The sequence below is a fragment of the uncultured Roseivirga sp. genome (genome assembly GCF_963973945.1).
In the GTDB taxonomy this organism is placed as follows: Bacteria; Bacteroidota; Bacteroidia; order Cytophagales; family Cyclobacteriaceae; genus Roseivirga.
The window spans coordinates 94,810-112,092 of sequence record NZ_CAXBBV010000006.1 but is presented as its reverse complement, the minus strand read 5'-3'; the positions used below and the strand labels follow the sequence as shown (position 1 = coordinate 112,092).

The window sequence follows — 17,283 nt, the reverse complement described above, 5'->3', positions numbered from 1 at the left end:
TTATTTTAAATTAGTGACTTCTGTAGTTTCTTAACAAACGCAAAGAATCGAAAAAAGTAAACAGCTATCAATGCATTTTGGTTAAAAAGATCATTCTTGTGAGTGATCGGACATTTGTGCACCTGAGTGGCCAGCCCCTTTTCCATAACAAACAAAAAGAGCTTGTAATCGCATACACATATACATGAGTATTTCATTATATAAAAGCCTATTGATGTATGACACTCAGTCATTTATTATTATCTTTGCCAGCTATTTGAAAAAACGCAATTAACGCTAGTAAATAAAGAATGAAGTTATCAGCATTTAAATTCGAGCTTTCTGAAGATAAGATTGCAAAGTATCCTACCGAAAACAGAGATGAGTCAAAATTAATGGTTTTGCATCGCGACACGGGCGAGATTGAACACAAGATGTTCAAGGATATTGTAGATTATTTTGATGAGGGTGATGTGCTGGTAAACAATGACACCAAGGTTTTTCCTGCACGCCTTTACGGACAAAAAGAGAAGACTGGTGCTAAAATCGAGGTTTTCTTGTTAAGAGAGCTTAACCCAGAAATGCATCTTTGGGATGTTCTTGTAGACCCTGCCAGAAAAATCAGAGTAGGTAACAAACTTTATTTTGGAGAAGGTGAGTTGGTGGCTGAGGTAATCGACAACACAACTTCAAGAGGAAGAACAATCCGTTTTCTTTTTGATGGAACCGATGAAGAGTTCTACAAAACCATTGATACTTTAGGCGAAACTCCTCTTCCACGTACTATTCCAAGAGAAACAGAGCCAGAAGATAGAGAGCGTTTCCAAACCATCTATGCAAAAAATGTGGGTGCTGTAGCTGCTCCAGTGGCAGGGTTGCACTTTACTCAACAAGTAATGAAACGAATGGAGATTAAAGGAGTAGATATTGTTCCTATTACGCTTCATATTGGTTTAGGCACTTTCCGTCAAGTAGACGTAGAAGACCTTACCAAACATAAAATGGATTCTGAGAATTACATTATTACCCAACCTACTGCCGATACGGTAAATAGAGCATTGGACAGCAAGAAAAGAGTATGTTCGGTAGGAACTACCTCTATGCGTGCACTAGAGTCTTCTGTTTCAGCTGGCGGTCGTTTAAAAGCCAACGAGGCTTGGACAGATAAATTCATTTTCCCTGAATATGAATTCAAAATCTGTAACGCTTTAATTACCAACTTCCATTTACCTGAGTCTACCTTGTTAATGCAAGCGGCAGCTTTTGGTGGTTATGAAAAAATAATGAACGCTTACAAAGTAGCTCAAAAAGAAGGATACAGATTCTTCAGCTATGGCGATGCCATGTTGATTATTTGATAGTAAATAGATATTACACGCTAGATTTTAGATTCTAGATAAAACATGAAAGCCTTCTTTGGTAAATACCAAAGAAGGCTTTTCTATTATTAAAAGAGCTTGTCTACTTCGGTTTGCTGTTTTTCAAAAGCGTCCAACTCACCTTTGTATTTTTTGAGTTGGTAATTGGTTCTGCCAAAGCGAACCACTGTCATAAGAAAAGCTACAATCGCACCTCTACCCATAACCTTCAACAAATCATTGGCCGTATGTCCTTCCATAGTGAATCCGTAAAAGGCAAACTCTATTAATCCGAGTATCAAAGCGAACACAATTGTAAACACGACCAACTGCAAGGGCCATTTGCTCTTTTGATTTTTCTCGAAAAGTAACTGGCGAAGTTTTTTGTCTGAGATCATAATATAAGTTTATTTAGAGTGAGCCTCGTTAGTATTTCCCCATTTTTTAAGATGTACTAACACGAGTATTGGGTTTTCCTTTTCAAAAACAGGATTCCTTATTAGTTCCTTTATCTTTTTAGTTTTTTCCGTAACTTCTTCTACTTGTTCATCCAGAGACAACAATAATTCTGCAGGAAGATCAGCAATCATGACTTCGTTATTGACAAATTTAGTATGCAAATAGGGCACATAATCTAGGTCATTATCAATTTTACCAACTACGTTAGCTTTCTGTGTAAGCTTATCGTAAAAGACATATTTGTATGTCTTTCCGGCATAGAATAACGACATGAGATAATCGTCATTCTCGAAGGTATCCCCCATCAAATACTGGCTTTCCATTCTCTGCTCAGACCTTAGAAAATCATTAACACCAAAGAAGCCGCCTTCAATCTTACCCAAAGACTTATCACCAAAGTCCATTACATATTTTGAGGTAACGGTAAAACCAGAAATTTCATAGATTGTATCATTTAAGGCTTGGCTAAAAATCCAACTACTGTCTGAAGATTGTAAGGGACGAAATGAATCGTGGTATGATAAGTAGTCATTTTCTGCGCTCAATGGTAAGAAGCCCCTCAGCATCTCTCCCTCTTTAGAGAAAACTACAACTTGATTATTATTCGCATTATCTCCTTTAACATATTGATTGTTTCGAAATACAGCTATCTCATTTCCAAGCACGTTAATAGAAGCTGCAAAAAAAGGCAATCTGATTCTGTTAATTAGCTCACCTGCAAAATCAAATACTTTGATATCCTTACTATTATTATCCAAAATATATAATTCTTGAGCTTGATCACTTACATCAAAATCCGAAAACTCCAGCACTTCACCTGGCCCTCCTATCCCTTCTTGAATATCAAAAATAAGCTTTCCATTCAGATCAAATACAAACAACGCAGACGCAATCTCACGGTCTAATACGAAAAACCGTTTTTGAGTTAATAGGATTCTATCAATCTGTCCAATGGCTAATTCCTGAGGAGTATCCAACAGCGTGTAACTAATGGAATCACTCAAAGTACTCAAGCTCAGTTGCTCTGACTGAGCCTTGCTGACGGCTATCAATGTAGCATTGTTAGAATAATCTGCTTTCTTTTCCGGAGAACACCCAATGATAACCAGTAATGTAATTAAGGCAAGTAGGGTATTATTTTTATCAAACCTAAATCTAATCATTTCTGCTCCTTTGAAACCAAGCGAATACCTGCAAAGGGCAAAGCCGATTTGTCGAAAAACTTTTTGGACGTATAAAATCCATTATGAATAAACTCCATTTCAAAGTAATCTTTGTCTAAAAAGAAAGCCCCTCCTAGTCCATTCACACCGCTTCCGTCAGGTTCCAGCGCCATTTCTGTTACGTTTCCGCCCATATCATATAGTCCTAATTCATTCGGTATCTTCTGGCCTATGGGCATCAGTGTTTCACGAGAGTTTCCATCAAACCAGCCTACTTGACGGGCGTTATTACCACCAGGATACTTGAATGATTCACTTTTTGAGCCACCTCTCGCTGCATACAGCCACTCCTCTTTAGTAGGAATCCGTTTACCTACCCATTCAGCATAGGCTTGACCATCTTTTAAGGACAGTCTGGTTACAGGTAATTCTCTATATCTTTCTAGTGGAATCTTTCTACCATAAATATCATGACGCCAGTTAACCCCTTTGATCATTTTAGCATAAGGGTTATAAACTTTACCTGAGTCTAAGACTTCGCTCACTGTTTTATACCCTGTCTTTTCAACAAACAGCCCAAATTCAGCCATGGTAGTCTCATACTTATCCATGTAGAAGGATTTGATGGTATCGTTGCCTTCAACAAAAACCATCTTATCATCAAAGTTTTGAGGAAATACAACAGGTGAAATGCCGGATAAAGCACTACTGAAAAATAAAAGAATTGGCAGAAATGGCATACTGATTTTTTTAAAGAGACTCCAAAGCACCAATACTTCGAATCACAGAAACTTATTAACACCCTAGTGACAAGTCGGTCAGAACACTAAGCGGTAGAACCACCTTACCTCTTTTAACCTCAATTACAAAACCTCAACCTTTATTATCTATCTAAAAGTATTGGTCAAGATTAAGGATAGACCGCCTCGCTAGAACTGCTCTTATTCCTAAACAACAAGTTTACCATCAGATACATAAAACCTGTTGCCAATGAATAAGCTACAATATCCATAATATCAAACGTGCCAAACCACCTGGTAGGAAACAAGCTTATCAGCTCAAGAGTACTATAAAAAATCCCAACTAGAAGGATATCTAATTTGAGTGATTTGATTGTTGGCTTTTTCCTGAATAACTGAAGCAACAGAATAACGGCAATTACTTTGATAAATTCAGAAGTAGACTCAGCCATCGATGGACTCAACCATTCATCAGTATAATTAGGAAGGTATACTTCATTTAAATATTGGCCCAATAAAACTATCGGTGTAATCAGAACAATGATTAACACTTTCATTGAGTATTTCTTCTTCATAAGCAATAACTTAGTCTAATCTCTTTTTTTCTTCGCTTCCAAACAGCCATCATTAAAGTCTATAGCTGTAACGAAGTTCCACTTTGCAAAGCCACTTTATAATTAACAAATAAAACAACACTAAATAACTGAATAATCACTAAACATACTCAAATTTAAAAGACGTTCAAAGTTCAATATTTAGTAATTTCGAATATGCAAAAATACGCCATCATAGTAGCTGGGGGTAGTGGTACCCGAATGAAGTCTGATATTCCTAAGCAGTTTATGGATATTGGTGGCAAGCCCATTTTGATGCACACCATTGAGGCTTACGTTTCGGCCTTTGCAAGTTTAAAGCTGATTTTGGTACTGCCCGAAATTCAAATTCCGTTTTGGAGAGGGCTTTGCGAAAAGCATAAATTCACCATCAAGCATCAAATTGTAAATGGTGGCAACAGCCGTTTTCAATCGGTAAAAAATGGACTCAACGCGATTCATGGAAACGGTTTGGTAGCCATTCATGATGGAGTCCGCCCTTTTGTTTCCATCGAAATCATTAAAGAATCTTTTAAAGTAGCCGCTGAAAAGGGGAATGCGGTAACCAGTGTTCCACTGAAAGACTCAATCCGATTTATAGAAGGTGATAACAATAAGCTAGTGGATAGAAACCAATACCAGCTCATTCAAACCCCCCAAACATTTCAAATCCAACTCATTAAAAAGGCCTTCGAAATAAAAGAAGACCACTCATTTACCGATGACGCCTCAGTGTTAGAACACATGGGTGAAAAAATCAACTTAATTGAGGGAGACTACAAGAACATTAAAATCACCACCGCAGAAGATTTAATTATGGCGAACGCCATTCTGAACGGATAATTTCCGATTGAATTGGTGTAGAAAATCATTAACTTATTGGCTTAATTTTTTTGATGTGAAGCACCTTCAACTTACACTGTTTCTCGCCATTATGTTTATTGCAACCTCTTGCCAGAAAGAAGAGGAATGGATAGAATTATTTAATGGTAAAGACTTAACAGGCTGGACACCCAAAATTCGGGGCTACGAGGCTGGTGACAATTTCGGAAATACTTTTAGGGTAGAGGACGGAATGATCACTGTAGCTTACGATGAATATGATACTTTTAATAATCGGTATGGCGTACTGTTCTACGAAAAGCCCTTTTCAAAATATTTATTACATATCGAATACCGATTTATTGGCCAGCAAGCCAATGGCGGAGAAGGTTGGGCTACCCGAAATAGTGGCGTGATGCTTCACTCCCAGTCTGCCGAAAGCATGGGACTCAATCAGGATTTCCCGATCTCTCTAGAAGCTCAGTTTTTAGGTGGTTTAGGCAACGGACCTCGCCCAACAGGCAACCTTTGTACTCCTGGTACTCATGTAGAAATGGGCGGCAAGCTAGTTACCCGACATTGCCAAACCATAGAAGGCCCCACATTTGATGGCGACCAATGGGTAAGCATTGACTTGCTGGTAATGGGCGATGAATACATTGCGCACATTGTAGAAGGCGACACGGTCATCCAGTATTCCAAGCCAATTGTAGGTGATGGAATGGTTTCTGATTTTAAACCCGAAGCAAAAGTAAATGGCACTCCACTTACCAAAGGCTATATAGCGCTACAAAGCGAAAGCCACCCGATTCAATTTAGGAAAGTGCTCATCAAAGATTTATCGAAAGATTAATACCTTGTACTACTCAATCTAATATACCAACTATGACTACAAGCAATTCTGGCATCACCACGCGTCTCAGCGTTATGATGTTTCTACAATTTTTTATCTGGGGAGGCTGGTTTGTTACCCTTGGCACTTTTTTAGGCAATAATATTAACGCCACAGACGGCCAAATTGCCCAAGCTTTTTCAACCCAATCGTGGGGAGCTATCATTGCTCCATTCATTATTGGCTTAATAGCCGATCGCTATTTTAACGCTGAAAAAATTCTTGGCTTACTACACTTAGCCGGGGCCGTATTAATGTATTTAATGGCAGAAACCACAGAATTCGAAGTTTTCTATCCTTACGTACTTGGCTATATGGTACTATACATGCCTACTTTAGCTTTGGTAAACTCAGTGGCCTTCCGAACCATGAGCGACCCTTCAAAGCAATTTTCAAGAATTAGAGTTTGGGGAACAATTGGGTGGGTTTTAGCCGGACTCGTAATCAGCTTTGTGTTTTCTTGGGATTCGCAAGAAGCAATTGCCGAAGGCATGTTGAAAAACACGTTTCTTATGACCGCAATCGCATCGGCCATTTTGGGAGTATTCAGTTTCACATTACCTAAAACACCTCCACGAGTTGAAAAAGGCGAGAAAATAACCCTAAAAGAAATTCTCGGGCTAGACGCCCTTAAGCTTTTAACGAATAAGAACTTCGCTGTATTCTTCTTTTCATCTGTGCTTATCTGTATTCCACTGGCCTTCTACTATCAAAACGCCAATCCTTTTTTGGCCGAAATTGGAGTGAGTAACCCAACTGGTAAAATGACCATTGGCCAAATTTCAGAAGTATTATTTATGCTCCTGCTTCCGATTTTCCTTAAAAAATATGGCATCAAAAAGACCTTACTTTTCGGAATGTTAGCTTGGGCATTGCGCTATGTACTGTTTGCTTTCGGCAACTCAGACGAGCTTGTTTTCATGCTGATTACTGGAATTGCCTTACATGGTATTTGCTACGATTTCTTCTTTGTTTCGGGTCAAATTTATACCGATTCAAAAGCTGGAGAGAAATTCAAGAGTTCAGCACAAGGCCTTATTACTCTGGCCACTTATGGCGTTGGTATGTTAATCGGCTTTTGGGTGGCTGGTCAAATCTCTGAATTCTATACCGTTGGCGATGTGCATGAGTGGAAGAATATCTGGTTATTGCCAGCAGGATTTGCCGTATTGGTATTCTTAATTTTTGCAACCACTTTCAAAAACGAAGAAATACACTACGAAGAAAAATGAGTCAAAATAAAATCAAACTAGGCATGATTGGGGGCGGTAGCAGCTCTTTTATTGGCCTTACGCATCGAATAGCAGCTGCTATGGGTGAAAATTTCACCCTAGTTGGGGGTGCCTTCGAAAGAGACCATAATAAGGCACTGGATTTTGCTAAAACCTTAGGACTTGATTTGTCAAGGTGCTATCCAAATATTGATACTTTCATTACGAGCGAAAACGCCTTACCAAAGTCTGAGAGAATTGAAGTGGTAGTAATTGTTACGCCTAACTTCCTCCACTATTCCATGGCCAAACAACTCATTGAAGCCGGCTTTCACGTGATTTGTGAAAAACCAGTTACCAACACTGCTGCCGAAGCCATTGAGTTAGAGCAATTAGTAACCAAACATAATGTAGTTTTTGCCCTAACGCATACTTATACGGGCTACCCCATGGTGCGCCAAATGAAAACCATGATTGCTGAAGGCATGATTGGCGACATTCAAAAAGTAGATGCGCAATATTACCAAGGTTGGATTAACCCTGTCATTCACGATAAAGAAAAGCGCAAAAGCGTTTGGCGATTAGATCCCGAAAAAGCAGGGCAAAGTTGCTGCATGGGCGATATTGGTGTACACGCTTTCAACATGATTGAGTACACCACAGGTTTAAAAACCACCAAAGTACTTTCTGACTTGAACACCTTGTACGATGACAATGCTTTAGACATTGACGGAACAGCTTTATTGCGTTTTAAAAATGGGGTTCGAGGAATGGTAAGGGCTAGTCAAATTGCTACGGGGGAAGAAAACAATCTCAAAATTGCGGTTTACGGTAAAAAAGGGGCATTAAAATGGGAACAAGAAAACCCCAATTACCTTTACTTCTTACGGGAAGACAAGCCCGTTCAGGTTTTCAAACCGGGTCATGTTTATAATAGTGATTTCGCGAAAGAAAGTACTAAAATAGCGCCTGGCCACCCAGAAGGAATTTTTGATTCGATGGCCAACATTTACAACGGAGCAGCAAAAGCCATTCGAGCTGAGGCATATCAAAAAGGCGCCTTTCCCACCATTCATGATGGCGTAAGAGGCATGAAATTTATTGAAGCGGTTTTGGAGTCTACCCAAAACGGAAATAGTTGGACAGAAATAGTGGATGAGCATGAAGACAATTAAAGGACCCGCCATTTTTTTGGCACAATTTGCGGACGATAAAGCCCCTTTCAATTCCTTAGACAGCATTGCGAAATGGGCGAGTGATTTGGGATATAAAGCCGTTCAAATTCCTACTTGGGATGCACGCTTGATTGACCTTGACAAAGCTGCCGAAAGCAAAACGTATTGCGATGAGCTGAAAGGTACTTTGGCCAATCATGGTTTAGAAGTCAGTGAACTCTCTACCCACCTGCAAGGGCAATTGGTGGCCGTTCACCCTGCTTATGAAGAACTGTTTAAAGGCTTTGCACCAAAAGGGATGAACGCCAAACAACGAAACGTTTGGGCGATAGACCAAGTGAAAAAAGCGGCTGTCGCTTCTAAGAATTTGGGATTAAAAGTTCATGCTTCGTTTTCAGGCGCTTTGCTTTGGCCCTATTTCTATAATTGGCCACAACGTCCTGCTGGTTTAATCGAAAAAGGGTTTGCGGAACTCGCCAACCGATGGCTGCCCATTCTAAATCATTTTGACGAAAACGGAGTCGACCTTTGCTATGAAGTGCATGCAGGAGAAGATCTTCACGATGGCATCAGCTTCGAAATGTTTTACGAGGCTACTGGTAAACACAACCGTGTAAAAATGCTTTATGACCCTTCCCATTTTGTGCTTCAGCAATTAGATTACCTGACTTACATCGACCACTACCATGAGTTCATTGGTATGTTCCATGTAAAAGATGCCGAGTTTAATCCGTCAGGAAAATCAGGAGTTTATGGCGGTTATCAAGATTGGCGAGAACGCCCAGGACGGTTCCGTTCGATTGGCGATGGACAAGTAGATTTCCAAAGTATTTTCTCAAAACTAACCCAACATGGCTATGATGGCTGGGCCGTATTAGAATGGGAGTGCTGCATTAAATCTCCTGAGCAAGGCGCAAGAGAAGGCGCTCAATACATTGATCAATTCATTATCGAAGCCACTGAAAAGAACTTTGATGACTTCGCGGATTCTGGAATTAACGATGAAGAATTTAAAAAACTATTAGGTCTAGACTAACATGAAAAGAACCCAAACCAACACTCCTTATCCTATTTTGGCTTTTTCTCAAAAATGGATTACCAAAGTATTTATAGGAACACATGCCATTGCAGTGATCATCTTTCTATTGGCGCAAATGTCAGCTTCTGCGCAAATCACCGATCCTAAAGCGACAGAAGTGTGGGAACCCGTTCCTCAAAAAGTGAATCCTTCAAAAAATGGAGGCGCTCCTTCCGATGCTGTTGTGCTTTTTGACGGTTCAAACCTCAATGCATGGAAATCTCGCAACGAAGATAAACCAGCAGGCTGGAAAGTAGAAAACGGTTACATGGAAGTAGCAAGGGGCGCTGGCGACATTATGACCAAAAAGGCGTTTGGTGATATTCAATTGCATATAGAATGGAGTGCTCCTACCGAAATTGTGGGCGAAGGTCAAGGCAGAGGAAATTCTGGAGTTTTCTTACAGGAGCGTTACGAAGTTCAAATTCTTGATAGCTATGTAAGCAAAACCTATTCGAATGGACAGGCTGGCTCTATTTACAAGCAAAGCATTCCTTTAGTAAATGCTACTGCCGCCCCAGGCGAATGGAATGTTTACGACATCATTTATAAAGCCCCACAATTCAATAAAGACGGAATAAAAGTATCAGACGGATATGTAACCGTTATTCATAATGGTGTAGTCATTCAAAACCATCAAAGGCTTTTGGGCACTACAGAATACATTGGCTTTCCTAAAAACCCTGCCCATGGCGATGGTGCTATTATTCTGCAAGACCACGGCAACCCAGTAAGGTTCAGAAATATTTGGCTGAGAACGCTGTAAAAATGCGAAGGCATCTTCGAACGAAGATGCCTTCTATGGTTGACTGGTTGAGGGTTTCCTGTCAAACACCTCACTCCCTATTCCCACTACTAAGAATAGGTTTCTTTAAAAAATTGATGCCACTATAACAGAAATCACAACTGCAATCAATAGAAGCAATTCAAAATGCGCGTTAACGGTTTTCAACAAATCTCCAAACGGGAATTGCTGTCCCGCATGATTTTTAGTTCCTCTTTTGCTTTCCGCACCTTCTTCAACTGATATTGTATTTGACTTACTCATAATCATTTTATTGAATAACCCCGGTTCGAATACACCTCACAACTAATTCAGTTGTATTTCGGGCTTCAGATTTTCTTAGAATATTTTTTCTGTGAGTTTTCACTGTGTCAATTGAAACAAATAACTCATCAGCAATCTCTTTCGCACTATTCCCTTCAGCCAGAAGGTTAATAATCTCGAATTCTCTAGCTGTGAAATCAAGACGCAATTCTAGGTGGCGCATAAGTCTCTGTTTTAGTATTTCAAAGTACCTCAAACTACTGTGTGATTCTATCAAGGTTTTAGACTGAAAAAAAAACTAGTGGTTTTCCGCTAGACGAAGTTTATATTAGAGTCAGGAATGATTTTTCTTATGTATATGATAATGTGTATGGATACATCTTTTGTCATAAATATCATTCTATGTGTTTAAATCAACCAAAACAATTCAACATGAAAGATGAAAAAACACCTAAGATTCCAATGGGCTACGAATTGGAAACGTTTAAAGACCTGCCCAAAGACGCCATCACTCACATGCCCTTTATCATTTTTGCTCCTAACAGACCCGTTATAGACGATGAAGTTTATGTTCCAATGCACTTTCTTTACATCTTCAAAAACCTAGATGTTTTTAGCCAAGACGGCTACGAAAACGGTCATATTTTTGACGAGATGCCTTTAAATTCAACTTTAACATTCAAGTCGAAATTCAAGAAAGATGTGGGGTATTCTGTAATCAGGGTAACCTATTATTTTAATGTAAAGCTTGGCCGTAAAACACTCAAGTTTAAAATGAACATTAGCGAGTCGGATAAAATCAAATACAACTTGGCCAACAGGGATAACAGACTTCCTTTAGACAGTGACTCTACTTTGGCATTTATGCCCGAATTCTTCACAGAAGAATGTGACACCAATATTCCTCCACCACCAACAGCAAATGCTTAGAAGAATAAATAGCATATTTATAGGTGTAGTTACTTTGCTGATTACACCTCATTTTACTTTTGGCCAATCGTTAAAAAGCGATAGCCTTAAGCAAACTTATATTCAACATGGCCAACCTCTCACCGCCATTCAGTTGGCAGAAATCCTTACACTGTCAAATTCAGATTCGGCATTTCACTTCTTAAAACAGGTAAATAAAAAATCTCTTTCTGAAGAAGATAGAATACAATTCGATAGGGTAAAAGGTCGGTTACTAACCGTTACCAATCAGTACGACAGCGCTGTTTTAGTATATACCAATTTGTTAAGAATACTTGAAGGAAAGCCAGAATACCTGAGTTTAGAAGCCGACATTCTGGATAACGTAGGTGGAATTTACCTTACCCTAAGAGAAAATGATCAGTCTCTCAATTTTCTTAACCAAGCAAAACAAATCAGAGAAGAGAATGGCTTAGAGTCTGAGCTCTATAAATCCTATTACTCATTAGGGAACTTCCTTTACCGAACCGGAAAAAGTAGAGATGCGATTGATAACTACCGAAAAGGCCTGTCTCTCCTAAACGACATCAGTGATACTTCCTTTCGAGCAAACCTGAATTATATGATGGGTACGGCCTATAACATTCTAAAACAGAATGATAGCTCTATATATTTTCTACTTAAGGCCAAGGTTATTTACGATCAAACCAACCAAATAGCTTCCCAAATCAATACGGCAAATGCCATTGCCCAAGCCATGATGAATGACAAGCGCTTTTCTGAAGCCATTCCATTATTAGAAAATAACATCAAGTTGTTGGAGTCAAACGGAGACTGGCAAAAATATATGGCAGCCTACTCACGGCTTTCCAAGGCTTACGAAGGGTTAGAAGATTATAAGAATGCATTAACCTATCAAAAACTCCGATACGATACCGTAGTAGGTTTTTTAGTAAAACAAAGAACCGAATCTGTAGCCAAAATCACAGAAGATTATAGAACCGATAAACAACTGGATGAAGCCGAAGAAACAGCCATTTGGGCTACCCAGAGGGCTAAAGTTTTTGGAGGAATTGCTGTTGGATTAATTCTACTTTTGATCATTAGCTACCTCCTTTTCTCAAGAGCCATTCAGCGCAAAAAGTTGGAAAACTTAAGGGCAATGATTTTAGGTGAAGAAAACGAAAGAAAGCGTGTAGCAAAAGATTTACATGACGGAATCGGTGTTCTGCTTACAAGTGTAAAAATGCGTTTGAGTAACTTTGAAGATAAAGTAGAAGACAAAAATTCCTTTCAAAATTCATTGAGCCAAATCGACAATGCCTGTTCTGAAGTACGTAGAATTTCACATAACATGGTGCCTGCCAGCTTAAGTAAACTTGGCTTAGAAGAGGCAATGCTTGATCTTTTTGATAATGTGTCCACTTCAACCCAAATCGAAATTCGAAATACGCTCGCCTACAATGAAGGTGATTTTGAAGAATCTAGCGAGGTACTTATTTATCGGGTAATTCAAGAATTAGTAAACAACACGCTTAAATATGCCCAAGCGTCTTGTATTCAAATTGAAATGAAAAAACTGAAAGAGGAATACATAATTGAGTATAAGGACAACGGAATTGGTTTTGATAAAACCAAAATCAAAAATGGACTGGGGCTTAAAAGCATTGCTTCGCGAATTGATATATTGAAAGGGAAGCTCGCATTTGATAGCCTAGAAGGAAAAGGCGTAACCTTTAAAATAAACATCCCATTGCAGCATGGATAGAATTAAAGTTTTAGTGGCGGATGATCATCAGGTGATCATTGACGGCCTTGAAGCAATTATTAGTACAACAGATCATCTTGAGTTTATTGGAGGTGCCTCCAATGGTAACGAGGTAATAACCAGAGTAGAATCTCAGGCTGTTGATTTAGTGCTAATGGACATTAACATGCCCGAAATGGATGGCCTAGAGTGTACGGGCTACCTTAACAAACATTATCCCAACATTAGAGTAATTGCCCTAAGTATGCACGATAACCCTAGGCTTGCCAAACGCATGATTAAAAATGGCGCCTTCGGCTTCTTGCTTAAAAATTCAAGTAAGGCCAATATTCTTAAGGCTATTTCGGAAGTAATGGAAGGAAGAAACTTCTTCGACCCCATGCTAATGTCTGCCTTTTTTGACGCGGACAACAAAAAATCATCGAGTAGCTTTTCAAAAAAGGACTTGCTTACCAAGCGTGAGATTCAGATCATTCAACTGATCTGTCAAGAGAAGACTACGGCTGAAATTGCTGATGAACTTTCCATCAGCACACACACGGTTGAAAGCCACAGAGGAAACATTATGCTAAAGCTAGAGCTCAAAAACTCTGTTGGCTTGGTAAAGTGGGCAATAAAAAATGAAGTGATTGATTTTTAGCCTTGCAAAAATGAGCCAATAAAATTGGCCATAAAAAAACCCCGAATTACCGGGGTTGTTTTTCAATATTCATCTTCGTTAAAAAAGAAATCGTCTTTTGTGGGATAGTCAGGCCATATCTCTTCGATACTTTCATAAGGCTGACCATCGTCTTCTAATTCCTGAAGGTTTTCAACCACCTCAAGTGGGGCTCCCGATCTAATAGAAAAGTCAATTAACTCATCTTTAGTGGCGGGCCAAGGAGCATCCTCCAAGTAAGAAGCTAGTTCAAGTGTCCAATACATTTCTTATCTTTTTTAATGGCGTGCAAAAGAATGAATTAAACTGTAAAAATCAAACCCTACTAGCCAATTATTTTCATATTAAAAAAGTGGCTTGTTTTAAAAGACAACTACCTGACTTTTAAAGCTATGCGCCAGCTTTAAACTGCTTCAAAATTTCCTCTTTCACTTTTACCTTTCTTTCTTGGAGCTCAAGCTTGCCTCCAATCAGTTTATCTAGGCCAGAACTGGTGTTAAATTTTTCCAAATTCTCCTTAAAAGTAGAGAGCTCATTCTTATCTCTATGAAGAAGATCATAGATGATTTTCATCCTAACTCTTTCTTTCTCAGCATCGTTTTGTTTGCCTTTCAACTTCTTATGAAGTAAGCTTTCAATAAATTGTTTTTCAGAAATTTGATCCATCAAGAATAAAAATTCATTCTGAAGTCTATCCATATCAGCGCGGCTTACAGGGCCTAGATTTTTCCACTTATCCTTAAGTGATTTAACATTGGCAGTTGGAGTGATTTTTTGATTCAAAGTTTCTAACTCTTTCAAGAATGCAGAACGATTTTCAAGGTTCTCTTTCTTATTCCCAGAGCTAGCCTTTGCCTTCCCTTCTTTTTTTGCTTTAGATATTGCTGCTTTAATAATTGCCTGAAACTGATTCCAAAACGCTGTACGAACATCACTCTTGATTCTGCCCAAGTCCTTCCATTCTTCCTTCAGCGTTCTGATTTTCTCAACTAAATCAGTATAATTTTCAATCTCTTTAAGTTTTTCTGCCTTGTCAATAAACTCCTTATAATTGGCTTCCTTCTCCTTCATCATTTTTTCGAGATCGGCATAAAAACCAGCCCTTCTCTCGAAAAAACCATCCAACATTGTTTTGAAAGTCCCTTCAATTCTTTCTTTTTCAGCATCGTCTACAGCGCCCGTCTTAATCCATCTACGTTGCACCTCTTTTACTTCAGCGGTGGCAGATTTCCACTCACTGCTTTTCACAGCCTCTTCAAGCTCAGCCAAAAGCGCTGTTTTAATCTCTAGATTTTTTAATCGATTCTGTTGAACAAAGCTATTCAGTTGCTCTTCCAACAAATCCAACCTCTGATAAAGGCCTTCAAAGTCGCCAATAGCATCAAAATCATGCAGAGTCTCTTTAAGATGGAGCACCTTCATTAAATACGAACCTTTATTTTCGGTCCCATTAATTTTTTCCTCAACATCATTCACTTTGGCCTGTGCTAAAGCAAATCGCTCCGTATAATAAAGCATGGCGGCCTCTTCGGTTTCTTTCACTTCCCCAATCTCCTTATCTGTATAATCGAGAAATGCTTTTCTGAAAACCTTGCCTTCTTTGATAAATCCGTATTCCTTTTCTTCCAAAACGCTAAGATTGAATTTTGCCCGAAATTAGCTAAATAACCCAAGAGAGAAATTCCCAAGCAGAATTTTTAGCATATTTGCTCCAAAATAGAACGATACAGACTATGAGTGACGAAAAAATTATTTTTTCAATGGCTGGGGTCAACAAGATCTACCCCCCACAAAAGCAAGTCTTAAAAAATATCTACCTCTCGTTTTTCTACGGAGCAAAGATTGGTGTTCTCGGACTCAACGGTTCGGGTAAATCCTCTCTACTTCGCATTATTGCTGGTGTAGACACAGAATACCAAGGCGAAGTGGTTTTCTCACCCGGTTATAGTGTGGGAATGTTAGAGCAAGAGCCTCAGCTAGATCCCAATAAAACGGTAAAGCAGGTAGTTGAAGAAGGCGCTAAAGAAACCGTTGATTTACTGAACAAGTTTGAAGAAATCAATGCCAAATTCGCTGATCCTGAAATTCTTGACGATCCGGATAAAATGAACAAGCTCATTGAGGAGCAAGGAAAAGTTCAGGAAAAACTAGATCACATCAACGCTTGGGATTTAGACAGCAGACTAGAGAGAGCCATGGATGCGCTTCGTACGCCTCCATCAGATGCTTCAATCAAAAACCTTTCTGGAGGAGAAAAAAGAAGAGTTGCCTTGTGCCGCTTGTTGATTCAAGAGCCAGATGTATTATTACTCGATGAGCCTACCAACCACTTGGATGCCGAATCTGTACATTGGCTAGAACAGTACCTACAGCGCTATAAAGGAACCGTAATTGCCGTAACCCACGATCGTTACTTCCTTGATAACGTAGCGGGATGGATTCTTGAACTCGACCGAGGCGAAGGGATTCCTTGGAAAGGAAATTACTCTTCATGGCTAGACCAAAAACAAACGCGATTGGCTGGTGAAGAAAAAACTGAATCGAAAAGGCAGAAAACATTACAGCGCGAGTTGGAATGGGTAAGAATGTCGCCTAAAGGAAGACAAGCTAAAGCCAAGGCACGTTTGAGCGCTTATGACAAACTACTAGGTCAGGAGGGCAAAGAAAAAGAAGCAAAATTGGAACTTTACATTCCGCCAGGGGAAAGGTTAGGCTCGAAAGTGATTGAAGCCCATAATGTAGCAAAAGCTTTCGGAGATAAACTTCTATATGAAAACTTAGAATTCTCGCTTCCTCAAGGGGGGATTGTTGGAATTATTGGCCCTAACGGTGCTGGTAAAACTACGCTTTTCAACATGATTACTGGAAAGGAAACTCCAGATCAAGGAAAATTCATTGTCGGACCAACAGTAGACATTGCCTATGTAGACCAAGAACACGATAATCTTGATCCGAACAAATCGGTTTGGGAAGTAATTACTGGAGGAAATGAATTAATTACACTTGGAGGGAAAGAAATGAACTCTAGGGCTTATGTAAGTAAATTCAACTTTAACGGCACCGACCAAAACAAAAAAGTAGGTCAATTATCTGGTGGGGAAAGAAACAGAGTGCATTTGGCACTTACGTTGAAACAAGGCGCCAACCTCTTATTACTGGATGAACCTACCAACGACCTTGATGTAAACACTCTAAGGGCATTGGAGGAAGGTTTAGATAACTTTGGTGGTTGCGCTGTAATTATCTCTCACGATAGATGGTTCCTAGATAGAATCTGTACGCATATTCTAGCTTTTGAAGGTAACTCTCAAGTATACTGGTTCGAAGGTGGATATTCAGAATATGAAGAAAACCGTAAGAAGCGATTGGGAGATACTGGGCCAACAAGGATTAAATATAAGAAACTGAGTTAATCGGTTTTTCAATTCAT

General features: G+C 39.3%; 18 protein-coding genes. 11 read left to right on the top strand and 7 right to left on the bottom strand.

What is annotated here, in order from left to right; genetic code table 11:
• Positions 1-290: 290 nt before the first annotated feature.
• On the top strand, positions 291-1,337 hold the full coding sequence (gene queA, locus AAC026_RS11790; RefSeq protein ID WP_339607943.1) for a tRNA preQ1(34) S-adenosylmethionine ribosyltransferase-isomerase QueA: 1,047 nt from the start codon (positions 291-293) through the stop codon (positions 1,335-1,337).
• Between the two features lie 89 nt (positions 1,338-1,426).
• On the opposite strand, the gene AAC026_RS11785 is transcribed toward queA, so the two are convergent.
• The 4 genes from AAC026_RS11785 to AAC026_RS11770 all read right to left on the bottom strand — a co-directional run bounded on the left by AAC026_RS11785 (position 1,427) and on the right by AAC026_RS11770 (position 4,274).
• Positions 1,427-1,735, bottom strand: coding sequence for a hypothetical protein (locus AAC026_RS11785; protein WP_339698229.1), 309 nt, complete (start codon positions 1,733-1,735; stop codon positions 1,427-1,429).
• Between the two features lie 9 nt (positions 1,736-1,744).
• Positions 1,745-2,959 carry a 6-bladed beta-propeller gene (locus tag AAC026_RS11780; protein ID WP_339698226.1) on the bottom strand — a complete coding sequence of 405 codons (1,215 nt, stop codon included), beginning with the start codon at positions 2,957-2,959 and terminating at the stop codon, positions 1,745-1,747.
• On the bottom strand, positions 2,956-3,699 hold the full coding sequence (locus tag AAC026_RS11775) for an SUMF1/EgtB/PvdO family nonheme iron enzyme (RefSeq protein ID WP_339698223.1): 744 nt from the start codon (positions 3,697-3,699) through the stop codon (positions 2,956-2,958). Before AAC026_RS11775 ends, AAC026_RS11780 begins: the two co-directional genes overlap by 4 nt.
• Positions 3,700-3,869: 170 nt before the next feature.
• On the bottom strand, positions 3,870-4,274 hold the full coding sequence (locus tag AAC026_RS11770; protein WP_339698220.1) for a hypothetical protein: 405 nt from the start codon (positions 4,272-4,274) through the stop codon (positions 3,870-3,872).
• 195 nt (positions 4,275-4,469) lie between these two features.
• Here AAC026_RS11770 and AAC026_RS11765 point away from each other — a divergent pair, with 195 nt between their 5' ends.
• The 6 genes from AAC026_RS11765 (at position 4,470) to AAC026_RS11740 (ending at position 10,236) form a co-directional block, all read left to right on the top strand.
• Complete coding sequence (locus AAC026_RS11765; RefSeq protein ID WP_339698217.1) at positions 4,470-5,135, top strand: 2-C-methyl-D-erythritol 4-phosphate cytidylyltransferase; 666 nt, start codon at positions 4,470-4,472, stop codon at positions 5,133-5,135.
• Between the two features lie 55 nt (positions 5,136-5,190).
• On the top strand, positions 5,191-5,967 hold the full coding sequence (locus tag AAC026_RS11760; protein WP_339698214.1) for a DUF1080 domain-containing protein: 777 nt from the start codon (positions 5,191-5,193) through the stop codon (positions 5,965-5,967).
• Between the two features lie 32 nt (positions 5,968-5,999).
• Positions 6,000-7,238 carry a nucleoside permease gene (locus AAC026_RS11755; RefSeq protein WP_339698211.1) on the top strand — a complete coding sequence of 413 codons (1,239 nt, stop codon included), beginning with the start codon at positions 6,000-6,002 and terminating at the stop codon, positions 7,236-7,238.
• Positions 7,235-8,392 (top strand): Gfo/Idh/MocA family oxidoreductase, encoded by a 1,158-nt coding sequence (locus tag AAC026_RS11750; RefSeq protein ID WP_339698208.1) that lies wholly within the window; start codon positions 7,235-7,237, stop codon positions 8,390-8,392. The genes AAC026_RS11755 and AAC026_RS11750 overlap by 4 nt, the downstream gene beginning before the upstream one ends.
• On the top strand, positions 8,379-9,428 hold the full coding sequence (locus tag AAC026_RS11745) for a sugar phosphate isomerase/epimerase (RefSeq protein WP_339698205.1): 1,050 nt from the start codon (positions 8,379-8,381) through the stop codon (positions 9,426-9,428). Before AAC026_RS11750 ends, AAC026_RS11745 begins: the two co-directional genes overlap by 14 nt.
• A gap of 118 nt (positions 9,429-9,546) precedes the next feature.
• Complete coding sequence (locus AAC026_RS11740) at positions 9,547-10,236, top strand: DUF1080 domain-containing protein (RefSeq protein WP_339698448.1); 690 nt, start codon at positions 9,547-9,549, stop codon at positions 10,234-10,236.
• Positions 10,237-10,341: 105 nt separating this feature from the next.
• On the opposite strand, the gene AAC026_RS11735 is transcribed toward AAC026_RS11740, so the two are convergent.
• Positions 10,342-10,518, bottom strand: coding sequence for a hypothetical protein (locus AAC026_RS11735; RefSeq protein WP_339698202.1), 177 nt, complete (start codon positions 10,516-10,518; stop codon positions 10,342-10,344).
• A 432-nt stretch (positions 10,519-10,950) separates the two neighbouring features.
• Between AAC026_RS11735 and AAC026_RS11730 the strand changes: the two genes are divergently transcribed.
• The 3 genes from AAC026_RS11730 to AAC026_RS11720 are packed head-to-tail and all read left to right on the top strand — an operon-like array spanning position 10,951 to position 13,835.
• Positions 10,951-11,448, top strand: a complete 498-nt coding sequence (locus AAC026_RS11730; RefSeq protein WP_339698199.1) for a hypothetical protein — start codon at positions 10,951-10,953, stop codon at positions 11,446-11,448.
• Entirely contained in the window at positions 11,441-13,195 is a 1,755-nt protein-coding gene (locus tag AAC026_RS11725; RefSeq protein ID WP_339698195.1) for an ATP-binding protein, read from the top strand. Before AAC026_RS11730 ends, AAC026_RS11725 begins: the two co-directional genes overlap by 8 nt.
• The gene (locus AAC026_RS11720) at positions 13,188-13,835 is read left to right on the top strand and encodes a response regulator transcription factor (RefSeq protein ID WP_339698192.1); all 648 of its coding nucleotides are present in this window, start codon (positions 13,188-13,190) and stop codon (positions 13,833-13,835) included. Before AAC026_RS11725 ends, AAC026_RS11720 begins: the two co-directional genes overlap by 8 nt.
• A gap of 62 nt (positions 13,836-13,897) precedes the next feature.
• On the opposite strand, the gene AAC026_RS11715 is transcribed toward AAC026_RS11720, so the two are convergent.
• Together AAC026_RS11715 and AAC026_RS11710 are read right to left on the bottom strand one after the other, a co-directional pair.
• Entirely contained in the window at positions 13,898-14,119 is a 222-nt protein-coding gene (locus AAC026_RS11715) for a DUF2795 domain-containing protein (RefSeq protein ID WP_015329640.1), read from the bottom strand.
• Positions 14,120-14,243: 124 nt separating this feature from the next.
• Complete coding sequence (locus tag AAC026_RS11710; RefSeq protein WP_339698189.1) at positions 14,244-15,482, bottom strand: DUF349 domain-containing protein; 1,239 nt, start codon at positions 15,480-15,482, stop codon at positions 14,244-14,246.
• A gap of 104 nt (positions 15,483-15,586) precedes the next feature.
• On the opposite strand from AAC026_RS11710, the gene ettA reads away from it, so the two are divergent.
• Positions 15,587-17,266, top strand: coding sequence for an energy-dependent translational throttle protein EttA (gene ettA / locus AAC026_RS11705; RefSeq protein ID WP_339698186.1), 1,680 nt, complete (start codon positions 15,587-15,589; stop codon positions 17,264-17,266).
• Positions 17,267-17,283: the final 17 nt, after the last annotated feature.

Coding starts and splice junctions, on each gene's coding strand:
- queA (WP_339607943.1), top strand. CDS start 291: ATGAAGTTATCAGCATTTAAATTCGAGCTTTCTGAAGATAAGATTGCA.
- AAC026_RS11785 (WP_339698229.1), bottom strand. CDS start 1,735: ATGATCTCAGACAAAAAACTTCGCCAGTTACTTTTCGAGAAAAATCAA.
- AAC026_RS11780 (WP_339698226.1), bottom strand. CDS start 2,959: ATGATTAGATTTAGGTTTGATAAAAATAATACCCTACTTGCCTTAATT.
- AAC026_RS11775 (WP_339698223.1), bottom strand. CDS start 3,699: ATGCCATTTCTGCCAATTCTTTTATTTTTCAGTAGTGCTTTATCCGGC.
- AAC026_RS11770 (WP_339698220.1), bottom strand. CDS start 4,274: ATGAAGAAGAAATACTCAATGAAAGTGTTAATCATTGTTCTGATTACA.
- AAC026_RS11765 (WP_339698217.1), top strand. CDS start 4,470: ATGCAAAAATACGCCATCATAGTAGCTGGGGGTAGTGGTACCCGAATG.
- AAC026_RS11755 (WP_339698211.1), top strand. CDS start 6,000: ATGACTACAAGCAATTCTGGCATCACCACGCGTCTCAGCGTTATGATG.
- AAC026_RS11750 (WP_339698208.1), top strand. CDS start 7,235: ATGAGTCAAAATAAAATCAAACTAGGCATGATTGGGGGCGGTAGCAGC.
- AAC026_RS11745 (WP_339698205.1), top strand. CDS start 8,379: ATGAAGACAATTAAAGGACCCGCCATTTTTTTGGCACAATTTGCGGAC.
- AAC026_RS11740 (WP_339698448.1), top strand. CDS start 9,547: ATGTCAGCTTCTGCGCAAATCACCGATCCTAAAGCGACAGAAGTGTGG.
- AAC026_RS11735 (WP_339698202.1), bottom strand. CDS start 10,518: ATGAGTAAGTCAAATACAATATCAGTTGAAGAAGGTGCGGAAAGCAAA.
- AAC026_RS11730 (WP_339698199.1), top strand. CDS start 10,951: ATGAAAGATGAAAAAACACCTAAGATTCCAATGGGCTACGAATTGGAA.
- AAC026_RS11725 (WP_339698195.1), top strand. CDS start 11,441: ATGCTTAGAAGAATAAATAGCATATTTATAGGTGTAGTTACTTTGCTG.
- AAC026_RS11720 (WP_339698192.1), top strand. CDS start 13,188: ATGGATAGAATTAAAGTTTTAGTGGCGGATGATCATCAGGTGATCATT.
- AAC026_RS11715 (WP_015329640.1), bottom strand. CDS start 14,119: ATGTATTGGACACTTGAACTAGCTTCTTACTTGGAGGATGCTCCTTGG.
- ettA (WP_339698186.1), top strand. CDS start 15,587: ATGAGTGACGAAAAAATTATTTTTTCAATGGCTGGGGTCAACAAGATC.